Origin of the sequence: Pseudomonas sp. B21-041 (assembly GCF_024748675.1) — a bacterium.
Lineage (GTDB): Bacteria > Pseudomonadota > Gammaproteobacteria > Pseudomonadales > Pseudomonadaceae > Aquipseudomonas > Aquipseudomonas neuropathica.
Genome location: NZ_CP087175.1, coordinates 2,482,536 through 2,509,237, shown reverse-complemented (window position 1 = coordinate 2,509,237; position 26,702 = coordinate 2,482,536). Strand labels below are relative to the sequence as shown.

Annotated in this window: 22 protein-coding genes; 11 read left to right on the top strand and 11 right to left on the bottom strand. The window is 59.2% G+C overall.

The window, feature by feature from the left end; all coding sequences use genetic code 11:
* Positions 1–70: 70 nt before the first annotated feature.
* The gene (locus LOY43_RS11100) at positions 71–1,717 is read left to right on the top strand and encodes a GMC family oxidoreductase (RefSeq protein ID WP_258709626.1); all 1,647 of its coding nucleotides are present in this window, start codon (positions 71–73) and stop codon (positions 1,715–1,717) included.
* Positions 1,718–1,887: 170 nt separating this feature from the next.
* Positions 1,888–3,510 (top strand): MFS transporter, encoded by a 1,623-nt coding sequence (locus LOY43_RS11095; RefSeq protein WP_095047447.1) that lies wholly within the window; start codon positions 1,888–1,890, stop codon positions 3,508–3,510.
* 55 nt (positions 3,511–3,565) lie between these two features.
* On the opposite strand, the gene LOY43_RS11090 is transcribed toward LOY43_RS11095, so the two are convergent.
* On the bottom strand, positions 3,566–3,934 hold the full coding sequence (locus LOY43_RS11090; protein ID WP_116255400.1) for a DUF427 domain-containing protein: 369 nt from the start codon (positions 3,932–3,934) through the stop codon (positions 3,566–3,568).
* Between the two features lie 289 nt (positions 3,935–4,223).
* Positions 4,224–5,630, bottom strand: a complete 1,407-nt coding sequence (locus LOY43_RS11085; RefSeq protein ID WP_258709625.1) for a serralysin family metalloprotease — start codon at positions 5,628–5,630, stop codon at positions 4,224–4,226.
* Positions 5,631–5,907: 277 nt separating this feature from the next.
* Between LOY43_RS11085 and LOY43_RS11080 the strand changes: the two genes are divergently transcribed.
* The 3 genes from LOY43_RS11080 to LOY43_RS11070 all read left to right on the top strand — a co-directional run bounded on the left by LOY43_RS11080 (position 5,908) and on the right by LOY43_RS11070 (position 9,243).
* Positions 5,908–7,851, top strand: a complete 1,944-nt coding sequence (locus LOY43_RS11080; protein ID WP_258709624.1) for a DNA topoisomerase III — start codon at positions 5,908–5,910, stop codon at positions 7,849–7,851.
* Between the two features lie 48 nt (positions 7,852–7,899).
* Positions 7,900–8,403, top strand: coding sequence for a GNAT family N-acetyltransferase (locus tag LOY43_RS11075; RefSeq protein ID WP_095047450.1), 504 nt, complete (start codon positions 7,900–7,902; stop codon positions 8,401–8,403).
* A gap of 510 nt (positions 8,404–8,913) precedes the next feature.
* Positions 8,914–9,243, top strand: a complete 330-nt coding sequence (locus tag LOY43_RS11070) for a hypothetical protein (protein ID WP_093437124.1) — start codon at positions 8,914–8,916, stop codon at positions 9,241–9,243.
* Positions 9,244–9,576: 333 nt separating this feature from the next.
* Here the strand turns inward: LOY43_RS11070 and cynR are convergent, their stop codons facing one another.
* On the bottom strand, positions 9,577–10,464 hold the full coding sequence (cynR, locus tag LOY43_RS11065; protein ID WP_258709623.1) for a transcriptional regulator CynR: 888 nt from the start codon (positions 10,462–10,464) through the stop codon (positions 9,577–9,579).
* 120 nt (positions 10,465–10,584) lie between these two features.
* On the opposite strand from cynR, the gene cynS reads away from it, so the two are divergent.
* The 3 genes from cynS (at position 10,585) to LOY43_RS11050 (ending at position 12,041) form a co-directional block, all read left to right on the top strand.
* Positions 10,585–11,052, top strand: a complete 468-nt coding sequence (gene cynS / locus LOY43_RS11060; protein ID WP_093437115.1) for a cyanase — start codon at positions 10,585–10,587, stop codon at positions 11,050–11,052.
* 80 nt (positions 11,053–11,132) lie between these two features.
* Positions 11,133–11,369: a DUF2790 domain-containing protein gene (locus LOY43_RS11055; protein ID WP_258709622.1), complete on the top strand. Its 237-nt coding sequence runs from the start codon at positions 11,133–11,135 to the stop codon at positions 11,367–11,369.
* 12 nt (positions 11,370–11,381) lie between these two features.
* Complete coding sequence (locus LOY43_RS11050; RefSeq protein ID WP_077573391.1) at positions 11,382–12,041, top strand: carbonic anhydrase; 660 nt, start codon at positions 11,382–11,384, stop codon at positions 12,039–12,041.
* Positions 12,042–12,163: 122 nt separating this feature from the next.
* Here the strand turns inward: LOY43_RS11050 and LOY43_RS11045 are convergent, their stop codons facing one another.
* Together LOY43_RS11045 and glsB are read right to left on the bottom strand one after the other, a co-directional pair.
* Entirely contained in the window at positions 12,164–13,666 is a 1,503-nt protein-coding gene (locus LOY43_RS11045; RefSeq protein ID WP_258709621.1) for an aldehyde dehydrogenase family protein, read from the bottom strand.
* A 199-nt stretch (positions 13,667–13,865) separates the two neighbouring features.
* Positions 13,866–14,774, bottom strand: a complete 909-nt coding sequence (gene glsB / locus LOY43_RS11040; protein ID WP_007911001.1) for a glutaminase B — start codon at positions 14,772–14,774, stop codon at positions 13,866–13,868.
* Between the two features lie 138 nt (positions 14,775–14,912).
* Here glsB and LOY43_RS11035 point away from each other — a divergent pair, with 138 nt between their 5' ends.
* Complete coding sequence (locus LOY43_RS11035; RefSeq protein WP_095047454.1) at positions 14,913–15,401, top strand: GFA family protein; 489 nt, start codon at positions 14,913–14,915, stop codon at positions 15,399–15,401.
* 162 nt (positions 15,402–15,563) lie between these two features.
* Here the strand turns inward: LOY43_RS11035 and LOY43_RS11030 are convergent, their stop codons facing one another.
* The 3 genes from LOY43_RS11030 to LOY43_RS11020 form a co-directional block, all read right to left on the bottom strand.
* Complete coding sequence (locus tag LOY43_RS11030) at positions 15,564–16,850, bottom strand: ATP-binding protein (RefSeq protein WP_095047455.1); 1,287 nt, start codon at positions 16,848–16,850, stop codon at positions 15,564–15,566.
* A complete protein-coding gene (locus LOY43_RS11025; RefSeq protein WP_095125763.1) occupies positions 16,851–17,558 on the bottom strand; it encodes a winged helix-turn-helix domain-containing protein in 708 nt (235 codons plus the stop codon).
* A 212-nt stretch (positions 17,559–17,770) separates the two neighbouring features.
* Entirely contained in the window at positions 17,771–18,379 is a 609-nt protein-coding gene (locus LOY43_RS11020) for a tRNA-(ms[2]io[6]A)-hydroxylase (protein WP_095047457.1), read from the bottom strand.
* 159 nt (positions 18,380–18,538) lie between these two features.
* On the opposite strand from LOY43_RS11020, the gene LOY43_RS11015 reads away from it, so the two are divergent.
* Positions 18,539–19,402: a universal stress protein gene (locus LOY43_RS11015; RefSeq protein ID WP_095047458.1), complete on the top strand. Its 864-nt coding sequence runs from the start codon at positions 18,539–18,541 to the stop codon at positions 19,400–19,402.
* An 87-nt stretch (positions 19,403–19,489) separates the two neighbouring features.
* Here the strand turns inward: LOY43_RS11015 and LOY43_RS11010 are convergent, their stop codons facing one another.
* Entirely contained in the window at positions 19,490–19,960 is a 471-nt protein-coding gene (locus LOY43_RS11010) for a DUF1289 domain-containing protein (protein ID WP_064117650.1), read from the bottom strand.
* A gap of 468 nt (positions 19,961–20,428) precedes the next feature.
* Between LOY43_RS11010 and acnB the strand changes: the two genes are divergently transcribed.
* On the top strand, positions 20,429–23,038 hold the full coding sequence (gene acnB, locus LOY43_RS11005) for a bifunctional aconitate hydratase 2/2-methylisocitrate dehydratase (protein ID WP_095047459.1): 2,610 nt from the start codon (positions 20,429–20,431) through the stop codon (positions 23,036–23,038).
* A 204-nt stretch (positions 23,039–23,242) separates the two neighbouring features.
* On the opposite strand, the gene LOY43_RS11000 is transcribed toward acnB, so the two are convergent.
* Both LOY43_RS11000 and LOY43_RS10995 read right to left on the bottom strand, forming a co-directional pair.
* Positions 23,243–24,889 carry a SulP family inorganic anion transporter gene (locus tag LOY43_RS11000; protein ID WP_258709620.1) on the bottom strand — a complete coding sequence of 549 codons (1,647 nt, stop codon included), beginning with the start codon at positions 24,887–24,889 and terminating at the stop codon, positions 23,243–23,245.
* A gap of 80 nt (positions 24,890–24,969) precedes the next feature.
* Positions 24,970–26,250 (bottom strand): HAAAP family serine/threonine permease, encoded by a 1,281-nt coding sequence (locus LOY43_RS10995; protein ID WP_095047461.1) that lies wholly within the window; start codon positions 26,248–26,250, stop codon positions 24,970–24,972.
* Positions 26,251–26,702: the final 452 nt, after the last annotated feature.

Genomic DNA, 26,702 nt, shown 5'->3' with positions numbered 1-26,702 from the left:
ACTAACATTCTTTTAACGAAAGCTAACAACTAGAGTGTCCGACAATAAAAACAAAAAGCGAGGTCAGGGAATGCAGACTTCCCTCGATGAATACGACTACATCGTGGTCGGCGCCGGCCCTGCCGGGTGTTTGCTGGCCAATCGGCTGTCGGCAGATCCGCAGCAGAGCGTGCTGTTGCTCGAAGCCGGCGGGCGCGACAACTATGCGTGGATTCACATTCCTGTCGGTTACCTGTTCTGCATCGGTAACCCGCGCACCGACTGGTGCTTCAAGACCGAAGAACAACCGGGCCTCAACGGCCGCGCGCTGAGCTATCCGCGCGGTAAAGTGCTGGGCGGTTGTTCGTCCATCAACGGCATGATCTACATGCGCGGCCAGGCCAACGACTACGATGGCTGGGCGGCCGAGGGCAACCCGGGTTGGGCCTGGAACGACGTGCTGCCGCTGTTCAAACAAAGCGAAAACCACTTTGCCGGTGCGGCTGAATTTCACGGCGCCAAGGGTGAGTGGCGGGTCGAGCAGCAGCGTCTGTCGTGGCCGATTCTGGATGCCTTTCGCAGTGCGGCTGAGCAAAGCGGCATCGCCAGCATCGATGACTTCAATCAGGGCGACAACGAGGGTTGCGGCTACTTTCAGGTCAATCAGAAATCCGGCGTACGCTGGAACGCAGCGAAGGCATTTTTGAAACCGGTGCGCGACCGGGCGAATCTGACAGTGCTGACCGGGGTTGAGGTGGATCGGGTGCTGCTCGAAGACGGTCGCGCCTCGAAAGTCAGCGCGCGTCACGAAGGTCAAATCAAACAGTTCAAGGCACGCAAGGAGATCATCTTGTGCGCCGGTGCCGTTGGATCGCCGAGCATTCTGCAACGCTCCGGGATTGGTCCTCGGCCGCTGCTCGAACGCTTGGGAATCGGCGTGATTCATGAGCTGCCGGGCGTCGGCGGCAATCTTCAGGATCACCTCCAGCTGCGCCTGATCTACAAACTGGAAAATGCGCGCACGCTAAATCAGATCGCTGGCAGCGTGTGGGGCAAGATGGGCATGGGCCTGCGTTATCTGTATGACCGCAGCGGGCCGCTGTCGATGGCGCCGAGTCAGTTGGGCGCGTTCGCGCGGTCGGGGCCGGAGCAGACTTCGGCGAATCTGGAATATCACGTGCAGCCTCTGTCGCTCGAGCGTTTTGGCGAGCCGTTGCACAGCTTTCCGGCGTTTACCGCGTCGGTGTGTGATTTGCGTCCGCAGAGTCGTGGACGCATCGACATTCGTTCGGCGGATCCGCAGGAGGCGCCGTTGATTCAGCCCAACTACCTCAGTCATCCAGAGGATTTGCGCGTCGCGGCTGATGCGATTCGCCTGACCCGGCGCATCGTCAGCGCCCCTGCCCTGCAAGCGTACAAACCGGTGGAGTACCTACCCGGCGCCAACCTGCAAAGTGAAGAACAATTGCAGCAAGCAGCGGCGACGATCGGCACGACGATTTTCCATCCAGTCGGTACCTGCCGCATGGGCAATGACGGCGATGCGGTGGTCGATGCGCAACTGCGCGTCCACGGCGTGCCCGGTTTGCGCATCGCCGATGCGTCGATCATGCCGCGCATTACCTCGGGCAACACCTGTTCGCCTACGCTGATGATTGCCGAGAAAGCGGCACAACTGATCCTCAACCCCAACACCAGGAGCAGCACCCCGAAATTGGAGCTGGCCCAAACCCTGTAGGAGCTGCCGAAGGCTGCGATCTTTTGACTTTGGATTTTCCAGATCAAAAGCAAGATCAAAAGATCGCAGCCTGCGGCAGCTCCTACAAGGGACCGCGTTTAATTCAAGGCATCACCCGGACACGCAACACCAGTGGAACAACAAAAACAATCACTGTGAGGGATACCGATATGTCAGAACACGTTCAGCCGCTGGACGCCGTGCGCAGCGCGGAGACCAGCCCGGATACACGCAAAGTCATCTTCGCTTCATCACTCGGTACGGTGTTCGAGTGGTATGACTTCTTCCTCTATGGCGCCCTCGCGGCGGTGATCAGCAAGCAGTTTTTCGCCGGGGTCAACGACACCACGGCGTTCATCTTTGCGCTGATGGCCTTCGCCGCCGGCTTTATCGTGCGGCCATTCGGGGCGCTGGTGTTCGGTCGGTTGGGGGACATGATCGGGCGCAAATACACCTTTCTGGCGACGATCATTCTGATGGGCGTGGCGACCTTCTGCGTCGGCCTGCTGCCGACCTACGCCAGCATTGGCATCGCCGCACCGATCATTCTGGTGGTGCTGCGCATGCTTCAGGGCCTAGCCCTCGGCGGTGAATACGGCGGTGCTGCGACTTATGTGGCAGAACACGCGCCAATCGGCAAACGCGGTTTCCACACCAGCTGGATTCAGTCCACCGCCACTCTCGGCCTGTTGCTGTCGCTGCTGGTGGTGCTCGGTTGCCGCTACTTCACCGGCGATCAGTTTGAGGTGTGGGGCTGGCGTATTCCGTTCCTGCTGTCGATCGTGCTGCTGGGCATTTCCACCTGGATCCGCCTGAGCCTGCACGAGTCGCCGGCGTATCTGAAAATGAAAGAGGAAGGCAAAACCTCGAAAGCGCCGATCCGCGAATCCTTCGGCAAATGGGAAAACCTCAAAGTCGTGTTGATCGCCCTGTTCAGCATCAACGCCGGGCAAGCGGTGACCTTCTACGCGGCGCAGTTCTACGTACTGTTCTTCCTCACCCAGTTCCTGAAAATGGACCCGGCGGTGGCCAACACCTTGCTGATCATCAGCGTGGTGATCGGCGCGCCGTTCTTCATCTTTTTCGGCTGGCTGTCGGACAAGGTCGGCCGTAAACCAGTGCTGATGCTCGGCTTGCTGCTGGCCACGGCGCTGTACTTCCCGATCTTCAAATCCCTCGCGCACTACGCCAACCCGGCGATCGATCAGGCCAGCCGTCAGGCACCGATCACCGTACTGGCGGATCCGGCGACCTGCACCTTTCAGTTCGACCCGGTGGGCAAAGCCAAATTCGACAGCCCGTGCGACAAGGTCAAAACCTTCCTGGTCAAACAGGGCCTGCCCTACTCCAGCGCCGCCGCCCCGGCCGGCAGCGCCGTGCAAGTGAGCGTCGGCGACGTCAAACTCGATGGCTTCGACGAGGCCGCACTGCGCGGCGCGATCACCCTGGCCGGCTACCCGCAACAGGCCGATTTGCAGCAGATCAACAAGCCAATGATCGTTGCCCTGATCGTGGCGCTGATCATCATCTCGGCCATGTGCTACGGCCCGCTCGCGGCGCTGATGGTCGAACTGTTCCCGACACGCATTCGCTACACCTCGATGTCGCTGCCATACCACATCGGCAACGGCTGGTTTGGCGGGTTTCTGCCAACGGTGTCGTTTGCGCTGGTGGTGTACACCGGGGACATCTTTTATGGGCTGTGGTATCCAGTGCTGATTACCGGGGTGAGCTTGGTGGTGGGGATGATCTGTTTGCGTGAGACGAAGAATATAGATCTCGACAAGAACTGAAACTCAACCTGACAACTCAATCGGCGAGGGCTTTGACCCTCGCCGTTTTTTTTGCTCAGGCATCAGCCTTGATCACTTCGAACTTCACCTGATCCGGATAAAACGCCACGTAGTCCTTGATCGGACCAACCGAGATTTTCGGTTTCTCATAAGTCCACACCGCATTCGCCCCTTCATGCCCCGGCACTTGCAGACTGAAGTAATTGGCGTCGCCCTTGTACGGGCAATAACTGGTGTGGTCGGTGCGGGCGAAGTACTTTTCGTCGATGTCTTCGCGGGGGATGTAATAGACCGGCGGGTAGTTGGCTTCGTTGAGGATCAGTACGTGGGACGAGGCCGCGACCTGGATGCCGTGGAATTTCACTATCAGGCAGCCGGGAAGTTGTTCGAGGGCAATGACGGGACTAGGGCCGGAGCTTTTCATGGGGTTCTCCTGGATACGGCGAAGAGACCGGTTCAGGTATAGCTCATTGGTTCTGGTTGGGGTGGGTTTGCAGCCGAACGGCCCTTCAACATCAAAAGCCCCTCACCCCAGCCCTCTCCCAGAGGGAGAGGGAGCCTACTTGGGTGTCTTTCGTTCTACATCGACCTGATATTGCAGTGTCGATTATGGATTCGGCATCGCGCTATCAGGTCGATGTATTTCTGTAGCATCCCCCAATCAGTCCCCTCTCCCACTGGGAGAGGGTTAGGGTGAGGGCCGCTTTCAGGCATCACGCAACAATATCAGTCGCCACCGCTTGCCCCACCACACCCACAGCAAAGTCCACCGAACCCTGCCCCGTCAGATCAACCATCAGGCTGGTCTGATTGGTCTGCGCGAAGTAAGTCAGGATCGCATCGCCGGCATGCCCGGTGAAACCGCTGACAAAATTCAGCGACGCCGCGCCCGTGGCGAAACCGGCGATCCCCGACAGGTCGATCTTGTCCAGGCCGCTGGTGAAATCCATGATCCAGTCCGGCGCAGTCATAGTTGAATCGCTGGCAGCACCGAACACGAAAGTATCCGCACCTTCACCACCCCACAAGGTGTCGCCACCGCCACCACCGTAAATGATGTCATTACCGGCACCGCCGACCAGCTCGTTGGCAACGGCGTTGCCGATCAGCAGGTCATTGCCTGAGCCACTGATGGCATTTTCCACGGTCACGCCGTGAGCGATGGAGACGTTGCCCACCAAGCCACCAACATCGGAGAACGAACCTTCATTGAGGTTGATCTTCTGGTTCTGATTGAAGCCGGAGAAGTCCAGCGTATCGTTGCCGCCGCCGTCCCACACCGAAAACACCACTTTGGAAGATGTCGAAGTGGCACTGTAAAAATCGCGCTCGGCATTGGAATTGAAACCGTACGTGGTGTCATCGGCGCGGGTCGCGTAGTTGGCGCCGTAGAGTTTTTGCACCGCAACGATATCGTCCAGCAACGGCGCCGAGGCGTATGCGCCGCTGCCGTCCTTGCTGAAATTCTGATCGGTATTGGCTTCGTTCCAATAGCTCATCAGGCTGTAGCCACGGGTGTCTTCAGCGTACTTGGCATCGTTGTAAGTCGGGTTGCCGTTGCCGGCGTTGTACGCACCCGGGTGCGACAGGCCGAGGGTGTGACCGATCTCGTGGGTCAGGGTCTGGCGCCCGTAGTTGTTGGTGTCCGGAGTTTTGTTGACCTGATATTGATCGTTGATCAGGTACCACGACTGGCCGTCATAGCCACCGCCGCTGGGCAGATAAGCGAATGCCGCACCACCGGTGCTGACGTCGTAGTTGCCGAACGTCATGTGGCCATCGCCGCCCTTGCCTTCGCTAAAGGTGACGTTGGCGACGTCGGCCCAGGATTGCATGGCCAGCACAGCCTGGGCTTTTTGCTGGGCGCTGAACTCGCTGAAGTTGCCCAGCTTGACGTTGTAGTTCGCCGGTTTGTCGGTCAGAAAGCTGTAGCTGAGGTCGATCTTGCCATCAGCATTCTTGTCGCCCCACGACAGGCCTTTACGCAGGATTTCATCAGCGGCCTGGTCAGCGGTAAATGAGGGTTTGCCATTGACCAGCCCGACACCACGGTCATACAGGTGGCTGAACGTATCGATTTCGTCGAAGGCGCTGGTGGTTTTGGATTTGGCTTGAGCCATGGTGGACTTCCTTGTTTCTGAGTAGTCAGTGTCGACAGACCACGGCGATCTTCTGGCGAGATCGTCCTGTCACTCGCGTGTTTGAATCGCTGAAAAACCTGACACAGGTGTAAACCGCAGGCTAATCAATTTCTCGATAGCCCGGGCTGCGTCCCTGTATTACCCGTCATGTGCTGCAATGCTTTTTATCTGTATATCCATACAGATAAAAGTTGCCGCTGACGCCAAGTCCGGCCATTCTGTGCACCTGTGCGGACCTTGATCGACGTGGGTGGTTATGCGGTTGTACCTCTGTGAAAAACCTTCTCAGGCCAAAGACATTGCGGCCGTGCTCGGCGCCAGGCGTCGGGGTGACGGCTGCTGGCTGGGAACAGACGTCACGGTGACATGGTGCATCGGCCACTTGCTCGAAACCGCCCCGCCGGACGCCTACGACCCCCGCTACAAGCGCTGGGTCCTGGCCGATCTGCCGATCATCCCGGACAAGTGGAAAATGACCGTCAAACCGCGCACCGCCAGCCAGTACAAAGCGGTCAAACGCCTGCTCGGTGAAGCCAGCGAGCTGATCATCGCCACCGACGCCGACCGTGAGGGCGAGATGATCGCCCGGGAACTGGTCGAGCACTGTCGCTATCGCGGGCCGATCCGGCGTTTGTGGCTGTCGGCGCTGGACGAAGCTTCGATCCGCAAAGCCCTGGCGGCATTGAAGCCGGGGGCCGAAACCTTCAGCCTGTATCACTCGGCGCTGGGCCGCTCGCGGGCGGACTGGCTGATCGGCATGAACATGAGCCGGCTATTCACGCTGCTGGGTCGGCAATCGGGTTATCAGGGCGTGTTGCCGGTGGGCCGGGTGCAGACGCCGACCTTGCGCCTGGTGGTGGATCGTGACCGCAGCATCGCCGATTTCGTGCCAGTGCCGTTCTGGGCGATTGATGTCGATCTGCTGCACAACGGCATACCGTTTACTGCGCAGTGGCGTGCGCCGTCGGATACCTGTGACGATCAGGATCGCTGCCTGAATCAGGCGTTGGCCCAGCAAGCGGCGGCTGCGATCAGCAGCGCTGCGAGTGCCCGGGTGATCAAGCTGAAAACCGAGCGCCTGCGCGAGGTGGCGCCCCTGCCCTTCGATCTCGGCACTTTGCAGGAAGTCTGCTCGAAGAAACTCGGCCTCGGCGCGCAGGAAACCCTCGACATCGCCCAGGCTCTCTACGAAACCTACAAAGTCGTCACGTATCCACGCAGTGATTGCGGTTATTTGCCGCTGAGCCAGCACAGTGAGGCGCCGGGGATTCTCGCCGCGCTGCGTCAGGCCGATCCGGGCCTTGAGGCGCTCAACGGGTTTCTGGAGCCGCAACGCAAATCCCGCGCGTGGAACGACGCCAAGGTCAGCGCGCACCACGGCATCATTCCCACCGCTGCAGCGAAGAATCTAGAGCGCCTGACCGGCAAACACCGCGCGGTCTACACACTGATACGTGCGCGCTATCTGGCGCAGTTCCTGCCCAATCACGAATACGATCGCACCCAGGCCGATTTCGATTGCGCTGGTGAAGCGTTGCGTGCGGTCGGCAAGCAGATCATCGAACCGGGCTGGAAACGCGCACTGCCCGAGGCGCTGGCAGCGGCCAAGGGCCGCGAGGCACCGGTACCGCAAACCTTGCCGGCACTTACGCAAGGCGTTGAGTGCGCGGTGGCTGACGTCAAGTTCAAGGATCTGTGGACGCAACCGCCCAAACCCTACACCGAAGGCGATCTGATCAAGGCGATGAAAAACGTCGCCAAACTGGTGGAAGATCCGCTGCTCAAACAGAAGCTCAAGGACACCACCGGGATCGGCACAGAAGCGACCCGCGCCTCGATCATTCAGGGCTTGCTTGACCGTGGCTATCTGGTGAAAAACGGCAAGGCCCTCGCCGCTACCCCGGCGGCGTTCAGCCTGATCGACGCGGTGCCCCGCGCAATTGCCGACCCCGGCACCACGGCCATCTGGGAGCAGGCGCTGGACATGGTGCAAAGTGGCGAAATGAGTCTGGAAGAGTTCGTCACCAAACAGGCAGCGTGGATGAGCAAACAGGTGACGCGCTGTTCCAGTCTCAGCCTGACCATCAGCGGCCCGCCACCAGCCGGTAAAGCGGCGGCCCCGTGGAAGAAAAAACGCAAATCGACCCGCAGCAAAACCACGGGTACGACAAAACGCACAGCGAAACCGTCAGGCAAATAAAACCCGCTAGTGTTTCTGCAAGGCTCAGCACTTTCAGGAACCCTGCGCATGGCCAATATCGAACTGCACCCCGCTCAGCGCGATGAGCTGGATATCATCGAAAACCTCATGCAGTTCTACATGTACGACTTCAGCGAATGGCTGCCGCTGAAGCTCGCCGAGCACGGCTTTTTCTCGATCCAGCCGAAAATCGGCTATTGGCGTCACCCGACCACCCAACCGTTCCTGATTCGCGTCAATGGCGAACTCGCCGGTTTCGTGACCGTCGATAACGAAATCCACATCGCCGGGGCCGAACACAACATCGGCTACTTCTTCATCGCCCGACGCTTTCGTGGCCAAGGCGTCGCGCAGTTTGTCGTCTCTGCCCTCTTGAGCCGCATCCCCGGTCAATGGCAGATTTTCCATATCGACGCCAACCTGCCGGCACAGCGCTTCTGGGCCAGGCTGATTCCTTTATTGAGCGACGGCCACTTCACCCTGCAGCAGCGTGAAGTGGACGGCTATCCGTGCACCTTCTACGTGCTGCGAACGCCTTTTTCCGTTGCCTGAACGGATTCTTTCTCATTCCAAAACAGCTTTGTCCGACAATATGTAGTGAGCAAAAATAATCACTACAAAACCGTTGACGGCGTCGTTTTGCTTTTGCATGATGAAGACGTTCCCCGATCGGGAACATCGGTAACACGCTTGAGCAAACTCGTCTGACCGCCGAGTTGTTTTTTCCGGATACACGCTGCCCACAAGGCAGATTGAAGAAGCTGACCTGGCCTGAACGTCCAGTACAAGGACGAGAAGCGCTGGCGAAAATTCTCAAGACGCTTGTGGTCGACACGGTAAATGTCGTCAAGGAGCCTCCCGGTTTTCGCTGCTTCTCCTCGTTGTGACGCTATTGCGTAGCAGTTATTCAACACGACTACATGCAACAGATGCACGACCCCGTACTTCACACGGGCGAGCGCTGACGTCCTGGTTTCGGTGCCAGGGATCAACTAACCGATGGGCTACCTGTATTAGCGAATCAACTTTGAAAGATCACCAGACTGGTCAAGGGGCAATATCATGAATCTGAACAATCAACCTACTATCGAAGAACTGGCTCGTATGTTCGCTGCGCAGAAAGACAGCCATGACAGCCATATTCTCTGGATCAGCAAGTCGGGTCAGGTGCATATCGACTGCCTGGCGACCCATGCTGACGAAGACGAGTTCGACCGCAATCATCAGAACCTGCTGGCCCGCTTGAAGATGTACCGCCGCGGCCACGGTTATGTTGGCAAGAAAGCCGCGGCCGACAAGGACTTCATCGGGAATGTTCTGCAAACGCTGAAACAGGCGTGGGATTCGATGCAGAATAAGAATGAAGTTCGGGTGATTGATCGGTTCTGCTGAGCTAGTAATTAAATAATTGAAAGGCCTGCTTCCTTAAAGGAAGCAGGCCTTTTTTTGTTCGCTTGCATTGATTTGGCGTGACTGGAATTGTAGCCCCTCACCCCAGCCCTCTCCCGAGGGAGAGGGAGCCGATTTGTGCTGCGCTCAAAATTTTAGTTCGGCTCAAAACTTTCAGGTCGGCGTAAATCGCACAAACACCTCGGTCAGTCCCCTCTGCCGAGGGAGAGGGAGCCGATTTATGGTGCTTTCAGAACCAGAGTTCGGCTCAGGTTTCTCAGGTCGGCGTAAATCGCCCAAGCAACTCGGTCAGTTCCCTCTCCCACTGGGAGAGGGTTAGGGTGAGGGGCTTCCCATGCCCAACACCAATTCCACAAACGCCACCGCCGCCGCACTGTGATAATTATTGCGCCGCCGCAACAACGCCGCTCCACGCTGCGGCGCCTCGCTCTCCACGCGCAACCGGCGCAATGCCCGATCCTCCGTCGCAATCGCCTGCGGCAGCATCGTCGCCAGCGGTGAGTGCCGCACCACTTCCAGCAACGTACTCACCGAATTCACCTCAATCCGCACCTGCGGCGTAATTGCGTGCTGACGGAAATATTCATCCACCGATAACCGCGTGATGAAGTCCGGCGCCAACAAGGCGAAATCCAGTGAAGCAATATCTTCCGACGTCAGTAACGAGTGGCTGTGATACAGCGGATGCTCACGCCCGACCATGATCCCCAACGTTTCGGTAAACGCCGGAATGCATTCGATATCAGCATTGCGCACCGGCGTAAACGCAATCGCAATATCCAGCGAGTCATCCGCTAACCCCGCCTCGATGTCGTCCATCGACAGCTCGAAAATCTGCAAATGAATTCCCGGATAGCGCGCGGCAAAGTCGCGCACCAACGGCCCGACCAGGTACGCCATGAACGTCGGTGTCATCGCCAGACGCAACGTCCCGCGAGACAAATCCTTCACGTCATGCAACGCGCGCTTGCCCGCCTCCAGCTCCACCAGCACCCGTCGCGCGCATTCGATGTAGGCCTCGCCAGCATCGGTGGGTTTGACCGTCCGCGAGGTGCGATCAAACAGATTGACCCCCAGTGTCTCTTCCAGTTGGCGAATCTGCTGCGACAAGGTCGGCTGTGAAACATGCAATGCCTCGGCGGCACGGGTAAAGCCGCCGTGATCGGCAACGGCCAGCAGGTAACGCAAATGTCGCAGCAGCATGGGAACACCATCTATAGGCAGGACTTATGCCAAGCATTGTATATCGGTCTTGGACGCTATGGATGAATCGGCAGAAGATCAATCCCACACAGCAAGCCAACCCCTGAAAGGAGTGACACCATGCAACAGTCCCACGCCTACAACGACACCAGCCTGGCCCTGACCACCCGCATTCTCGACGCCAAGGCACGCAAAGATCTGTCGTGGCAGGATCTCGCCGACGACACCGGCCTGAGCCTGGCGTACGTCACCGCTGCCCTGCTCGGTCAGCACCCGCTGCCGGAAAACGCCGCCCAAGTGGTCGGTGACAAGCTGGAACTGAGCGCTGAAGACGTCGCGGCAATGCAGATCATCCCGCTGCGTGGCAGCCTCAGCGGCGTGCCGACCGACCCGACCATCTACCGCTTCCACGAGATGATCCAGATCTACGGCACCACCCTCAAGGCCCTGGTTCACGAACAGTTCGGCGACGGCATCATCAGCGCGATCAACTTCAAGCTCGACATCAAGAAAGTTGAAGACCCGGAAGGCGGCTCCCGCGCTGTGGTCACCCTCGACGGCAAGTTCCTGCCCCTGCGTCCGTTCTGATCCGCACCGGCCCGCACCCTGCGTGCGGGCCAACCCACCCCAAATGGTTACCCGTCACCACTGCGTCTGGAGGCTGCCCCATGCAAAAAATTCTACTGATCCTGGCCCTGCTCGGCGGCTTTTCCGTCCAGGCATTTGCCGCTGACGAGGCCGTTGCCTACCGCTACGGCATGCAGCTGGATATCGCCCAAGTGCTGAGCATTACCCCGGTTGCCGATGTGTGTGGCGTGGTGCCGGTGGAGATGACGTATCTGGACAGCCACGGTGGCAAACACGTTCTTCAATACAGCGAATTCGGCAGCGGTTGCTCGAACTAAGAGGACAACACCATGAAAAACCTGATTGATGGCTTCCTGAAATTCCAGAACGAAGCGTTTCCGCAACGCACCGAACTGTTCAAACACCTGGCGACCACGCAACAGCCCGGCACCTTGTTCATCACCTGTTCCGACAGCCGTGTAGTGCCAGAATTATTGACTCAACAAGAACCCGGCGAGCTGTTCGTGATCCGTAATGCCGGCAATATCGTGCCGTCCTACAGCCCGCATCCGGGCGGGGTTTCGGCAACGGTGGAATATGCGGTGGCGGTGCTCGGCGTGACCGACATTGTGATCTGCGGCCATTCGGACTGCGGCGCGATGACCGCGATTGCCCAGTGCAAATGCATGGATCACCTGCCCGCCGTCAGTGGCTGGCTGCAGCATGCCGAGTCGGCAAAAGTGGTGAATGAAGCGCGGCCGCATGCCAATGACGCGGCGAAGTTGAGTTCGATGGTGCGCGAAAACGTGATCGCGCAACTGGCAAACATTCAGACCCACCCGAGCGTACGTCTGGCTCAGGAGAAAGGCCTGCTGAATCTGCATGGCTGGGTGTATGACATCGAGACCGGCTCGATCGATGCGCTGTCCGCCGACCGCCGCACGTTTGTGCCGCTGGCTGAACAGCCGGCGACTTGCGCGATCCACGCACAAACCACCCACGCCGCCTGAGCATCTGTTCGTGCCCACGCTCTGCGTGGGAATGCCTCAGGGGACGCTCTGCGTCCAGTGACGCGGAGCGTCACGGGCTGCGTTCCCACGCTGGAGCGTGGGAACGATCATTGTCCGCCAGATCAGCGTTTTACCGTGAGGTCTACTTGGGTCATGCGGCTACGAACAGTGAACACGCCATCCCCCGAAAGAATCGCACTGCGCGCAAACAAGCGCCCACTCTCCCAGTTCGAAAGCCCCAACTCTGGTTTGTTGAGCGCGTACTGCCCATCGACCCAACGAGTAATGCCGTTGCCCACGAACGGCGCGTTGACCGCGTTGTAAAAGCGCTCCTGAACCTGCGCATCCTCGCTGATCAACGACACGGTAAATTGCGGACTGTAGCGGTTGAACAGCGCAATCGCATGATCCAGATCGTCAACGATCATCAGGCTGACTTCCGGGGTTTCTTCCCACTCCCACTCGCGGCCCAACTCGGACTCTGCCAAGGGTTCGGCCAGTGCTTCGGTCTGATAGCCCTCGGCGCGATAGACCTCGACCGTCGCGTTCTGCCACTCGCTCGGCAAGCAACTTTCGCTGCCTTCGACGATGTGCAGTTTGCAACCCTGACCACGCGCGGTGCCGGCCTGTTGCAATGCCTCAAGAAACAACGGCACCAGTTCCGCCGCGCGATCACGCTGGATCAGGCAGACGTTCAACGTATTGCAGACTTTGCGATCCAGCGAGTTGCGCACCACGGCGGCGAAACGTTGGGCATCCGCATCACGATCAGCGATCAACCACGCACCTCCCGTGCCGTGCAGGCTGACGGCGGTGCCGGCCTGCTGGGCAATGCTGCCCAGTTGACTGACCGCACGACCCGAACCACGCGCGACGGCCAGCGACAAACGCCGGTCAGCGAACATCGCCCAACCGGCGGCATGATTGACACTTTCCACCAACGACACCGCACCAGCCGGCAGACCGGCATCGGACAGTGCCGGGTTCAACGCATGAGTGACGATGGCCTGCGCGGTGCCCAACGCATCGCTGCCAATGCGCAAAACGGCGGTGTTGCCAGTGCGCAAGACACCGGCTGCGTCGGCGAACACGTTCGGCCGGCCTTCAAAGACAAACGCGACGATGCCCAACGGCGAAACCACTTGCTCGACCTTCCAGCCATCATGCTCAACGCTGCTGATGACTTTGCCGCGCGTGGCTGCGGCATCTCGCCAGGCGCGCAGGCCGGCGATCATGTCGCCACGCATGCGCTCATCGGCGAGCAATCGGGTGGTGGAACGACCGCGCGCCTTGGCCCGTTCGATGTCCGCGCGGTTGGCGGTTTCGATGTGTGCCCAGCACGCAGGGGTTTCCAGACGTTGCGCAAACAGGTCGAAAAACTGGCTGATGGCCTCATCGGACACCGCCGACAACGCAGTGAATGCCGCTGCCGCACGCTCGATCGCCACGGACGCCGCTTGCTGATCCGCCACGGGAATCAACAGCAACTCGCCACTGACCTGCTCCACCAGCAGATGGTCTCCGGGCTGAAAGCGCGCGGCCAGTTCGGGGCTGACCACGGTGACGCGGTTACCAGCGAAAGGGATCGGCGTGCCAGCGACTAGACGTTCGAGCGCGAGAGACATGAAGCGGATTCACCATGCAGGGAGCGGCCGGAAAATGTAGCGGATTACTCGATGAAATACACCTCTTCAAACACTTAAGAAACCTGTGAGAGCTGGCTTGCCAGCGATAGCGGTGGTTCAGTCAATTTATAGTGACTGACAGACCCTCATCGCTGGCAAGCCAGCTCCCACAGGGTTTTGTGGTGTCTGTGTGATCGGGTCAGAAGACTGACCAACCAATCCGCGCGCTAAGCATCTCCAGCGCCGCCATGCCCGCCAACGAATTCCCCGCCGCATTCAATTCTGGCGACCACACGCACACCGTGAACTGCCCCGGCACCACCGCGACAATCCCGCCGCCGACACCGCTCTTGCCCGGCAAGCCAACGCGATAAGCGAAGTTGCCCGCTTCGTCATACAAGCCGCTGGTAGCCATGATCGAGTTGACCTGTTGGGTTTGCCGACGCGTGAGAATCTGTTCGCCGCTGTGTTTGCAGAAACCGTCGTTGGCCAGAAAGCAGAAAGCCCGGGCCAGATCAATGCAGTTCATGCGCAACGCGCAGTGGCTGAAATAGCTGCGCAACACCGCTTCGACGTCGTTGTGGAAGTTGCCGAACGACTGCATCAGATACGCCATCGCTGCATTGCGCGCACGGTGTTGATATTCGGAGTCGGCGACTTTGCCGTCGATCATGATCTGCGGATTGCCCGACAGTCGGCGGACGAAATCGCGCATCGACAGGGTTGGTGCAGCAAAGCGCGACTGGTTGATGTCGCAGATCACCAGCGCGCCGGCATTGATGAACGGGTTGCGTGGCCGACCGCGCTCGAATTCCAGTTGCACCAGCGAGTTGAACGGTTGCCCGGACGGCTCGTGTCCGAGGCGTTCCCAGATCGCTTCGCCGGAATGATCGATCGCCTGCACCAGGCTGAACACCTTGGAAATGCTCTGCACCGAGAACGGCGTCTCGGCGTCACCGGCGCAATACATCTCGCCGTCGTTGCCGTACACGGCGATGCCCAGCTGATTGGCCGGCACGGTGCCGAGGGCAGGAATGTAGTCAGCCACCTTGCCCTGCCCGATCAACGGGCGGACAGCGTCAAGAATCTCGTTCAACAGCGCTTGCATGCCGGGTTCCGAAGTCTCGCCCCATGGGATTGCGGGGACACTGGGGCTAGACGCTGCGCCCGCCCGTCGAATCACACCGGCCGCCATCGTACTGAATGTTCTAGGCTCAACCGCACATTCAAAAACGGGAGAGCAACCATGCAACTCGAAGGCTCCTGCCATTGTGGCGAGGTCACGTTCAGTCTCACCAGCGCCCATCCCTACCCTTATCAACGCTGCTATTGCTCGATCTGTCGCAAGACTCAGGGCGGTGGCGGTTGTGCGATCAACCTTGGCGGCGACGCGACCAGCCTCAAGGTGCGCGGGCGCAAACACATCAGCATTTACCACGCGAAGATGAAAGACGAAGGCGACCAGCGCGCCCATCGCAGCAGCGCCGAACGACATTTCTGTTCACTGTGCGGCAGCGGCTTGTGGCTGTTCAGCCCGGAATGGCCGGAACTGATCCACCCGTTTGCCTCGGCCATCGACACGCCGTTGCCGGTGCCGCCGGAACATACGCATCTGATGCTCGGTTCGAAAGCAACCTGGGTGGAAGTCGAGGTGAAACCCAAGGACCAGCAATTTGACGAATATCCCGAAGAATCGATTGCCCAGTGGCATGAGCGCCTCGGCTTGACCCGCTGAACAGTGCCCCTATAGGAGTGAGTCTGCTCGCGATAGCGGTGGATAGGCACACCCATGCTGACTGACCCGACGCTTTCGCGAGCATGCTCGCTCCCACAGGAGAACGCATTCCATTTGTGGGAGCGAGCCTGCTCGCGAAGGGGGCGGCACAGGGCAACGCATTCAATCCAGATGCGCCCAGGTCATGCGAAACGACGCCCCACCCCAGGGCGAATCGCCCACCTCAACCTGCCCGCCATGGGATTGCGAGACCCGTCGCACCAACGCCAGGCCCAAACCAAACCCGCCGGTGCGGCGATCGCGACTGGCATCCAGCCGCGAAAACGGTTCAAAGATTTTCTCGCGCCCGTCCACCGGCACCCCCGGCCCATCGTCGTTAACCCGCACCTGGTAATAATCGCCCGTGCGTTCCAGCGTCACTTCCACCCGCTGTTCGGCATAACGAATCGCGTTGCGCAGCAGATTGATCACCGCCCGCGCCATGAATCGCGGTTCGATGCGCACTGTGTCGATCCGGCAATCCGCGATCAGCAACTGCACCCCCGCCGCTTCGGCCTCCAGCGCCACGCTGCCAACCACGCTATCAAGCCAATTGGCAGCCTGGATGTTTTCGCGCTTGATCACCGTCGCGCCGCGCTCAAGGCTGGCGTAGGTCAGCAGCTCGGACACCATCTCCTCCAGTTCACCAAGGTCGGCGTACATGTCGGCAATCAGCTCGCGGTTCTGGCTGGCGTCCGGCTGTTGCTTAAGCTGGTCGAGTTCAAACGACAGCCGCGCAATCGGCGTGCGCAGTTCGTGAGACACGGCATTGGTCAGCTCACGCTGATTGGCGATCAGCCCTTCGATGCGCGCCGCCATCAGATTGAAGTGTTCGGCCAGATCGCGAATGTTCGAGCGTTTCGACAATTGAATGCGCACCGACAGGTCGTTATCGCCGAAACGCTCGGCGGCCAGGCGCAGTTTTTCCAGATCGCGCCAGTGCGGGCGCACCCAGAAAAACAGGACGATGCCGATCAACACGGCAATCATCAGGTAGGCACTGGCGATGTAGAACGGCATCAGGCTCGGCTCGGCCGGCAAGCGAATGCTGAGCAACTGCGGCCCCTCGTCAATCGCAGAAATGTACTGGTTGTACTTGTCGCGGATCACCAGCAGCCCTTTGGCCAGCTCGGCTTTTTCCTCGTTGCTCAGGGCCAGTTCAGAGGCGTCGACCAGCGTCAGCCCCAAACCGTAATGCGGGCGGATCGTTTCCAGCTGTTGCTCCCGGGCCGGTCTGTCGAGGTCGCGCAGCTGCTGGCCCAACGTCCAGGCCTGGCCGCGCACGGCCTCACGGTTGTAGTCCTGCATCTGATAATCGAGCAAGGCATCAAAAGTACGCTCGACCGTTTGCAGCGCCAGCACCAGACCTATCGTCATGACCAGAAACAGCCCGAGAAATAACCGCAGCATCTACAGCTCCCACGCGAACGGATTGAACAGATACCCCTTGCCCCACACGGTTTTGATGCACATCGGCTCGCGGGGATTGTCTTTGAGCTTGTTGCGCAATTTGCTGATGTACACGTCGACGCTGCGATTGAGCCCGTCGAAGGCAATCCCGCGCATGCGATTGAGAATGTCATCCCGCGACAGCACCTTGCCCGCCGCGCTGGCCAGCAACCACAGCAGCTCGAATTCCATGGTGGTCATTTCAATGACCTCGCCCGCCAGCCGCACTTCACGGCAACTGCGGTCGACGCTCAACTGGCCGAACTCCAGAAAACTGACGACATTGCTATCCGGCACCTGCCGCCGCTGCAGCGCTCGCAGCCGGGCCAGCAATACCGGTGGCTTGATCGGTTTGATCACGTAGTCATCGGCGCCGGACTCCAGACCGAGGATATGGTCGAGGTCATCTTCCTTGGCCGTCAGAATCACGATCGGCGTGTCCGATACACTGCGAATCTCGCGGCACACGTGCAAACCGCTCTGCCCCGGCAACATCAGGTCGAGCACCACGACTTTCGGTTTGAACTCGAGAAAGGCAGCCACGGCCAGATCACCGCGATGCACCGTGCGCACCTCGTAGCCGTGTTGTTCGAGAAAGTGGGCGATCAGCGCGGCGAGGCGCTCATCGTCTTCCACCAGCAGGAGTTTGCCAAAACCCAGGTTTTCCATAACGACCGTCTGCCGCCCATGTGTGAAGTGGTCGGCATTATGGCGGCAATCGCAGGCGGAGGTCCGTTATCGGTAATGTTTCATACTCTTAAGAGTTTTTAACATTCAAACGCAAAAGATCGCAGCCTTCGGCAGCTCCTACAGGGAAACGCATTCCAAATGTAGGAGCTGCCGGAGGCTGCGATCTTTTGACGTTGTTTTTTCGAACAGGGTTATGCCGCGACAGGCACACCGCTGTGGAAGCGGAATTCTTCATCCGGCGACTCGATCAGTTCCTGCTCGGCGGCGCGGACTTTCTCGATGACCTGAGCAATATCCTTCGCATCGCCGTATTGATAGGCCAGTTTCAGATAACCCTGAAAATGCCGCGCCTCGCTTTTCAGCAGGCCAAAGTAGAACTTGCCGAGTTCTTCGTCCAAATGCGGCACCAGTGCTTCGAAACGCTCGCAACTGCGTGCTTCGATAAACGCGCCGACCACCAGCGTATCCACCAGCTTCACCGGCTCGTGGCTGCGCACTACCTTGCGCAAGCCCGAAGCGTAACGACCGGCGTGGAGCTGGCGCAGTTCGATCTTGCGCCGCTTCATGATGCGCATGACCTGCTCGTGGTGCACCAGTTCTTCCCGGGCCAGACGCGACATCATGTTGATCAGGTCGACGTGGGAATGGTACTTGGCAATCAGGCTCAGGGCGGTGCTGGCAGCCTTGAACTCACAGTTCTTGTGGTCGATCAGCAGGGTTTCCTGATCGGCCAGTGCAGCCTGAACCCAGGCGTCGGGGGTGCGGCAGCCAAGGAATTCGTGGATTTCGGGAAGGATCATGGGGCTCACGGTAAAAGGTGTTCGAGCGAAGGGCGCCGATTATACCGGCCTGTCCGCAGACCACCAGCGGCTGGCGTTGATATGCATCAAGTCGCGCACGATCGGACAGCAACTATAGTTGTGCAACGCCGTGCCTTTTCTTTGCTGGAGACTCCGCTCATGCAAGCCATTCGCAGCATTCTGGTGGTCATCGAACCCGAACATTCGGAAAGCCTGGCGCTCAAGCGCGCCAAATTGATCGCCGGCGTAACCCAGGCCCATCTGCACCTGCTGGTGTGCGACAAGAAGCACGACCACGCCGGCATGCTCGGTGTGCTCAAAGCCGCACTAGTGGCCGACGGCTACAGCGTGACCACCGAACAGGCGTGGAACGAGAGCCTGCATGAAACCATCATCGAGGTGCAGCAGGCCGAGGGCTGCGGTTTGGTGATCAAGCAGCATTTCCCCGACAGCTCACTGAAAAAAGCCCTGCTGACCCCGGCGGACTGGAAGCTCCTGCGCCACTGCCCTACCCCGGTGCTGCTGGTGAAAACCGCCGGTTCGTGGAAGGACAAGGTGATTCTGGCAGCCGTGGACGTGGGCAATGCCGATGGTGAACATCGGCATTTGCACACGACGATCATTGATCATGGCTACGACATCGCCAGCCTGGCCAAGGCGCATCTGCATGTGATCGCTGCGCATCCATCACCGATGCTGTCGGCTGCAGACCCGACGCTGCAACTGAGCGAAACCATCGAGGCGCGTTATCGCGAGCAATGTCGAGCGTTTCAGGCGGAATTCGATGTCGATGATGAGCATCTGCACATCGAGGAAGGCCCGGCGGACGTTTTGATTCCGTTCATGGCGCACAAGCTGCAAGCGGCGGTGACCGTGATTGGCACGGTGGCGCGCACCGGGTTATCAGGGGCGCTGATCGGCAATACCGCGGAAGTGGTGCTGGATGCGCTGGAAAGTGATGTGTTGGTGCTCAAACCGCAGGAGGTTGAGGATCATCTGGTGGAGTTGGCGGTGAAACATTAAAGATCAAAAGATCGCAGCCTTCGGCAGCTCCTACAGGTAGAACGCATTCCCATGTAGGAGCTGCGGCACGCTGCGATCTTTTGACCTTCAGGCGCCAAAGGCGTCTTTGAGAAATCCGGGGGCGATGTAACGCTGATAGTGCGCTTCCGACAGCAGGAAGAATTCCCGATCAATGGCATCGCGCAATTCCGGCAGGTTCCAGTCGCGAAACTCCGGCAGCAACACCATCCCGTACGCTTCCAGATTAATGATCACCCGCGCCCCACGGGCAATCAGCTGATACGCCCAGCAATATTCCGACTGATGCGGCACGAAGCGGATCTTGCGCTGCTCGAGTTGCTCGCGCAGGCGCGCCGAATCGAAAATCTCGACCTTGGCCGCCATCACTTGTGACAGCAATTGCTCCAGACGCAACCATACCGCACGTTTTTCTTCCTCGTTGTAGCCATTCCAGTGGATCACTTCGTGGTGGAAACGCTTACAGCCACGGCACACCAGATCACCGTAAACAGTGGAGCAGAGGCCGACGCAAGGGGTCTTGATGGTCTGATTGGGCATAAGATAGGTAAAACACTGAAACGCGGAACAGGTCGGCATGTTAGCCCTTTGTCGGGCATTGATCACCCCTCAAACTTCAGGGTCACAGCCACGCGCGGCGTTTGCCCTGGCCACGCGCATTGCCACGAAAGTCCAATAGAGCCCGACTTACCTTTAAATTTTTTTTGCCGTAGAATCAGCCAGCCTTTTAAGGCGCCAATGTCCGTTAGAAGCTGTTTTCAAAGCGTCACGAGCACAGTCGTTCCTTCAGAGCGGTGTTGGCGAGGGATTTTTCCAGCGGGGAAAAATCCAGCGCCAACCCTCATCAGCTCCCCGTTCTGCAGGCGTAAAACTTTGAAAGCAGCTTCTGTAAGGAATTGCCGGTAATTCTGGCCGAACGACCCACAACGTCGTGAGGAGCATGAGTACGGCAATTTCGGGATGAGCGTCCCGGACACCCATTTGGGACCACTGATGAGGGTAATAACTGTGCTTGAAGCCTACCGCAAACATATCGAAGAGCGTGCAGCCCTGGGTATCGTTCCCCAGCCGCTTAACGCCGAACAAACAGCAGGCCTGGTCGAGCTGCTGAAAAACCCTCCGGCTGGCGAAGAAGAATTTCTCGTTGACCTGATCACCAATCGCATTCCACCAGGCGTGGACGAAGCGGCCTATGTCAAAGCCGGCTTCCTGTCTGCACTGGCCAAGGGCGAAGTTTCCTCCCCTCTGCTGGACAAAAAACGCGCTGTAGAACTGCTCGGCACCATGCAGGGCGGCTACAACATCGTCACTCTGGTTGACCTGCTGGACGACGCCGAGCTGGCGCCGGTCGCTGCCGCGCAACTCAAGCACACCCTGCTGATGTTCGATGCGTTCCACGACGTCGCGGAAAAAGCCAAGAACGGTAACGCTCACGCTAAAGCCGTGCTGCAATCCTGGGCTGACGGCGAGTGGTTCAAAAACCGTCCGACCCTGGCCGACAAGATCAGCCTGCGCGTGTTCAAGGTAACCGGCGAAACCAACACCGACGACCTCTCCCCTGCTCCTGATGCCTGGTCGCGTCCAGACATCCCGCTGCACGCCCTGGCCATGCTGAAAATGGCCCGCGACGGCATCGTTCCTGATCAGCAGGGCGCCATCGGCCCGATGAAGCAGATCGAAGAAATGCGCGGTCAAGGCTTCCCGATCGCCTACGTCGGTGACGTGGTCGGTACCGGTTCGTCGCGTAAATCGGCCACCAACTCGGTGCTGTGGTTCTTCGGCGACGACGTTCCTTACGTGCCGAACAAGCGTGCTGGCGGTTTCTGCTTCGGCAGCAAAATCGCTCCGATCTTCTACAACACCATGGAAGATGCCGGCGCACTGCCAATCGAGTTCGACGTTTCCAACATGAACATGGGCGACGTGATCGACCTGTACCCGCATGCTGGCAAAGTCTGCAAACACGGCACCGACGAAGTCCTGACCACCTTCGAAATGAAGACTCCGGTGCTGTTGGACGAAGTCCGTGCTGGCGGCCGTATCCCGCTGATCATCGGCCGTGGCCTGACCGAGAAGGCTCGCGCCGAACTGGGTCTGCCACCGTTCGACCTGTTCAAGAAGCCAGAAGCACCAGCTGAAAGCACCAAGGGTTTCACCCTGGCGCAGAAAATGGTCGGCAAGGCTTGCGGTCTGGCAGAAGGCCAAGGCGTTCGTCCTGGCACCTACTGCGAACCGAAGATGACCACCGTGGGTTCTCAGGACACCACCGGTCCAATGACCCGTGACGAACTGAAAGACCTGGCGTGCCTGGGCTTCTCGGCTGACCTGGTGATGCAGTCCTTCTGCCACACCGCGGCGTATCCAAAGCCGATCGACGTGACCACCCACCACACCCTGCCTGACTTCATCATGACCCGCGGCGGCGTTTCCCTGCGTCCGGGCGACGGCATCATCCACTCGTGGCTGAACCGCATGCTGCTGCCAGACACCGTGGGTACCGGTGGTGACTCCCACACCCGTTTCCCGATGGGCATCTCGTTCCCGGCCGGTTCCGGTCTGGTTGCGTTTGCCGCAGCCACCGGCGTTATGCCGCTGGACATGCCGGAATCGATCCTGGTGCGCTTCAAAGGCAAAATGAAACCTGGCATCACCCTGCGTGACCTGGTTCATGCCATTCCTTACTTCGCTATCCAGAACGGTCTGCTGACCGTCGAGAAGAAAGGCAAGAAAAACGCCTTCTCCGGCCGCATCCTGGAAATCGAAGGTCTGGAAGGTCTGACCCTGGAGCAGGCGTTCGAACTGTCCGACGCCTCGGCCGAACGTTCGGCTGCCGGTTGCACCATCAAGCTGTCGAAAGAGTCGATCACCGAGTACCTGAACTCCAACATCACCCTGCTGCGCTGGATGATCGGTGAAGGTTACGGCGATGCGCGCACCCTGGAACGTCGCGCCCAAGCGATGGAAGCCTGGGTTGCCAACCCGGAACTGATGGAAGCCGATGCCGACGCCGAATACGCCGAAGTCATCGAAATCGATCTGGCCGACATCAACGAGCCGGTACTGTGCGCGCCGAACGATCCGGACGATGCCCGTCTGCTGTCCAGCGTTGCTGGCGAGAAGATCGACGAAGTGTTCATCGGTTCGTGCATGACCAACATCGGTCACTTCCGCGCTGCCGGTAAACTGCTGGATCAGGTCAAGGGTCAGCTGCCAACCCGTCTGTGGCTGTCGCCGCCGACCAAAATGGACGCTCACCAACTGACCGAAGAAGGCTACTACGGCATCTACGGCAAGGCTGGCGCGCGCATGGAAATGCCAGGCTGCTCGCTGTGCATGGGTAACCAGGCACGCGTTGAGCCGAACAGCACCGTGGTGTCGACGTCGACCCGTAACTTCCCGAACCGTCTGGGCGACGGCGCGAACGTCTACCTGGCTTCGGCCGAGCTGGCGTCCGTGGCTTCGATCCTGGGTCGCCTGCCGACCGTCGAGGAGTACATGGAATACGCTGGCAAGATCGACAGCATGGCGGCTGATATCTACCGCTACCTGTCCTTCGACCAGATCGCCGAGTTCCGTGAAGCTGCTGCGAACGCCAATATCCCGGTCGTTCAAGCCTAACGTTACAACGCACTGAAAAACGCCGCCCATCGTGAGATGAGCGGCGTTTTTTTATGCCTCACACATAGACCCTGTGGAAGCGAGCCTGCTCGCGAAAGCGGTGTGTCAGTCGATGTAACTATTGGATGATGAATCGCTTTCGCGAGCAGGCTCGCTCCCACGTTTGATTCTTACCAGACAAGAGACCTGCATTTCCCGATAGGGTTACGGGTTGAGCTTGAGGGCTTTCTGCACGGCGCCATCGACGCTCAAACCGCTGAGGATCACAGCGTTGGCTTGCACTTCGGGCAACGCCTCCAGCACCGCCAGCGCCTCATGCTTGAGCCGCGCCAGAATCAAACGCTTGCCTTCCTGATGCACCCGCACAAAGAACTCCTGCATCGCCTCAATGCTGGTGCCATCCAGATCCGGCGTCTCCTCGAGACTCAGAATCACCGTATGCACCGGCATTTCTGCATGGCGGATCAGCCGTAACGCCGCGCCCAGAATCCGCTCAACGTTGGCAAAGAACAACGCCTCACTGGGCCGAATGATCAGTACGCCAGGCTCCGTTCGCGCAACGGGATGACGCTGCACATCGACAAAATCGTGCCCGCCATCAATCCGCCCGAGCACTTGAATGTCCGCGGCTGACATCTGCTTGAGCATCAGCAGCACACTGATCGCCACCGAAACCAGCAGACCGTCCAGCACGCCCAATACCAACACGGCCGAAACCGCGCAGATCACCAGCACACGATCCCGGCGCCAGATGAAGTAGCGGCCCAGCGGCTGCAGACTCAAACCGCGACCTAGCGCATGCATGACAATCGCGGCGAGGATCGGCTCCGGGGTCAGGGCGATCCACGGCAACACCGTCAGCACGATGATTAACACCACCAACGCCGCCACACCGCCGGCCCAGCGTGACGTCGCACCTGCTGCTTCATTCGCCGAGGTCGCCGAGTACCCTGCCCCGGCCGGCATGCCATGAAACAATCCGGAGAGCAGATTCGATGCGCCTAACGCCAACAGATCACGGTTTGAGGTGACGCGATCGCCATGCTTGAGCGCATACGCACTGATCGACCCGTAAGACTCCGCATACAGAATCATCACCAGCGCAAAACCCACCTCCCCCAGCCGTAGCCAGTCGGCGAATGGCAGCACCGGCAGGTTAGGAACTTCCAGGCTCAGGTCGATAATGCCGATCATCGGCACGCCGTACGCCGACAGATTCAACCATTGCCCGGCGGCGATGCCGATCACTACAACCAGCAAGCCACCGGGCACCCGCGGGAATCGTGAAAACACCGCGAGCAACACCAGCGCGACGGCCGCAACAGCCGCGGCCATCCAGTTCCAATGCGGCAGTTGTTCTAGCAGTTGCGGGGCGAAGCGCACCAGATTGGCCTCGGTCAGATGCACGCCCACCACAGTGGCGACCTGCTTGAGAATGATGGTCAGCGCCAGGCCGAAGGCGAATCCGCGCAAAACCGGTTTGGCGATGAAGGACGTGACACTGCCCAGACGAAACACCCCGGCCAGCAAAAACAGCGCACCGGTGATGAGCACCAGACCGGCCGCCAAAGCGGAGCGCAATTGCGGATCACCATTGGCCAGTGTCGCCGTCGCCGCCGCCAGCACAGCCGCCGAAGAAGACGTCGCCGAGACAATCGCAAAGCGACTCGTACCGAACACCCCGTAGCAGAACAGCCCAGCAAACAGCGCGATTACCCCGGCCTGTGGCGCCAGCGCGGCAATGGTCGAATACGCCACCGCTTCGGGCAGCAAGAGACCGGCTATCGATAGACCGGCGAGTACATCCCGCCAGCGATTGCGTTGCTCTACAGGTTGCGGGGCGCTCGACAATCCACTGTCTCCAGACGAAAAAAAGCCGCTGCATACGTCGTATGCAGCGGCCACTGTAGCTGAGTATCTGGAGTTGTAGCTTACGCGGTCAGCGAATAAATCAACGCCGAAATCGCTACCAGGCCGACAGCCGTTACAAACACGTTCGACGCCTGGCCGCGATAGCGGGCCATCGCTGGCACTTTACGGATTGCGTACATCGGCATCAGGAACAGAATCGCCGCGATCACCGGGCCGCCGATGGTTTCGATCATGCCCAGAATGCTCGGGTTCAGGGTTGCCACGATCCAGCAAACCACCAACATGAAGGCCGCCACGATGCGATCCAGCGCCTTGGCGCCCGGGCGTTTGCCGCTCTTGATAATCAGGCCTTTGAGACCTTCGCTGGCACCGATGTAGTGACCGAGGAACGACTTGGAGATCGCCACAAACGCAATCAACGGTGCTGCGAAAGCGATGGTCGGATTGCTGAAATGATTGGCCAGGTACGACAGGATCGACAGATTCTGCGCTTTGGCCTCGGCCAGTTGTGCCGGCGACAGGGTCAGCACACAGCTGAAGACGAAGAACAGCACCATCGCCACCATCAACAGGTGTGCGCGGGACAGGATCTGCGAGCTGCGCTCTTCAGCGTGGACGCCGTAACGACGCTTCTGATCGACCGCAAACGCCGAGATGATCGGCGAGTGGTTGAAGGAGAACACCATCACCGGAATCGCCAGCCACAGCGTGTGCAGCAACGCAGACGGTGCCGGCACCTGCGAAGCCGTGGCGAGAATGCCGCCGTTCCAGTGTGGAATCAGGTAAACGGCGAGGAACAGCAGCGCAACGATAAACGGATACACCATCAGGCTCATCGCCTTGACGATCGCCTGCTCACCGCAACGCACCACGGCCAGCAGACCGAGGATCAGCACGAACGACAGCAGAGCGCGCGGTGGCGGCGTGATGTGCAGTTGATGTTCGAGAAAACTGGCGACCGTGTTGGTCAGACCGACGCTATAGATCAGCAGGATCGGGAAGATCGCGAAAAAGTACAGCAAGGTGATCAGCGCGCCGGCCTTGATGCCGAAATGCTGCTCGACCACTTCAGTGATGTCGGCGCCTTCACGACCGGAAAGCACAAAGCGGGTCAGACCACGGTGCGCGTAGAACGTCATCGGGAAGGCCAGCAGCGCAAGGACCACCAGCGGCCAGAAGCCACCCAGTCCTGCGTTGATCGGCAAAAACAGGGTACCGGCGCCGATGGCCGTCCCAAACAACCCCAACATCCAGGTGGTGTCCTGGCGATTCCAGCTCGAAAGTTCAGCGGGTGCTGCTGCATCAAAGCGTTCTTCGACGCTATTGGCCTGATCATTCATCCGGTCGGATCTCCGCATTCCGGTCACTTGCCACTCGGTCAGACGCGTCGGAAAAAACCGACAGACATGCTCCGGCCGAAACAGGGGCGCGATTCTCCGCGATAAATGAGCAGAAGCAAAGACTTAGCTGAGGAATGGTTGTGCGGAGCAGATCAGTCGAGTGTCGTTTTCGGAAAAATGGCTGTCGTACAAAGACACGCCGAATGTCGTTTTTAGTATGACCGTGCGAGTTCAAGAACACATTTCAGACCAAACGAAGAACCAGGGTTCCGATTGTGATGACGACCAGCGCAAATATTGCCCCCATGGCGAACCTGAATAATTCAGAGCGAATCTCCGCGGGGGACAGTCCTTTCGCCTCTTCAGCGAACTCGGCGTCCTCTCGTCGAAGTCGTTCGACTCTGGCCTTGGGATCTTCTGTGTACATGTTTATTGTCCTTTGCGAAGTCAAG

Bases quoted from the DNA above. Each gene is read 5' to 3' on its own strand.
- LOY43_RS11100 (WP_258709626.1), top strand. From the start codon at position 71: ATGCAGACTTCCCTCGATGAATACGACTACATCGTGGTCGGCGCCGGC.
- LOY43_RS11095 (WP_095047447.1), top strand. From the start codon at position 1,888: ATGTCAGAACACGTTCAGCCGCTGGACGCCGTGCGCAGCGCGGAGACC.
- LOY43_RS11090 (WP_116255400.1), bottom strand. From the start codon at position 3,934: ATGAAAAGCTCCGGCCCTAGTCCCGTCATTGCCCTCGAACAACTTCCC.
- LOY43_RS11085 (WP_258709625.1), bottom strand. From the start codon at position 5,630: ATGGCTCAAGCCAAATCCAAAACCACCAGCGCCTTCGACGAAATCGAT.
- LOY43_RS11080 (WP_258709624.1), top strand. From the start codon at position 5,908: ATGCGGTTGTACCTCTGTGAAAAACCTTCTCAGGCCAAAGACATTGCG.
- LOY43_RS11075 (WP_095047450.1), top strand. From the start codon at position 7,900: ATGGCCAATATCGAACTGCACCCCGCTCAGCGCGATGAGCTGGATATC.
- LOY43_RS11070 (WP_093437124.1), top strand. From the start codon at position 8,914: ATGAATCTGAACAATCAACCTACTATCGAAGAACTGGCTCGTATGTTC.
- cynR (WP_258709623.1), bottom strand. From the start codon at position 10,464: ATGCTGCTGCGACATTTGCGTTACCTGCTGGCCGTTGCCGATCACGGC.
- cynS (WP_093437115.1), top strand. From the start codon at position 10,585: ATGCAACAGTCCCACGCCTACAACGACACCAGCCTGGCCCTGACCACC.
- LOY43_RS11055 (WP_258709622.1), top strand. From the start codon at position 11,133: ATGCAAAAAATTCTACTGATCCTGGCCCTGCTCGGCGGCTTTTCCGTC.
- LOY43_RS11050 (WP_077573391.1), top strand. From the start codon at position 11,382: ATGAAAAACCTGATTGATGGCTTCCTGAAATTCCAGAACGAAGCGTTT.
- LOY43_RS11045 (WP_258709621.1), bottom strand. From the start codon at position 13,666: ATGTCTCTCGCGCTCGAACGTCTAGTCGCTGGCACGCCGATCCCTTTC.
- glsB (WP_007911001.1), bottom strand. From the start codon at position 14,774: ATGCAAGCGCTGTTGAACGAGATTCTTGACGCTGTCCGCCCGTTGATC.
- LOY43_RS11035 (WP_095047454.1), top strand. From the start codon at position 14,913: ATGCAACTCGAAGGCTCCTGCCATTGTGGCGAGGTCACGTTCAGTCTC.
- LOY43_RS11030 (WP_095047455.1), bottom strand. From the start codon at position 16,850: ATGCTGCGGTTATTTCTCGGGCTGTTTCTGGTCATGACGATAGGTCTG.
- LOY43_RS11025 (WP_095125763.1), bottom strand. From the start codon at position 17,558: ATGGAAAACCTGGGTTTTGGCAAACTCCTGCTGGTGGAAGACGATGAG.
- LOY43_RS11020 (WP_095047457.1), bottom strand. From the start codon at position 18,379: ATGATCCTTCCCGAAATCCACGAATTCCTTGGCTGCCGCACCCCCGAC.
- LOY43_RS11015 (WP_095047458.1), top strand. From the start codon at position 18,539: ATGCAAGCCATTCGCAGCATTCTGGTGGTCATCGAACCCGAACATTCG.
- LOY43_RS11010 (WP_064117650.1), bottom strand. From the start codon at position 19,960: ATGCCCAATCAGACCATCAAGACCCCTTGCGTCGGCCTCTGCTCCACT.
- LOY43_RS10995 (WP_095047461.1), bottom strand. From the start codon at position 26,250: ATGAATGATCAGGCCAATAGCGTCGAAGAACGCTTTGATGCAGCAGCA.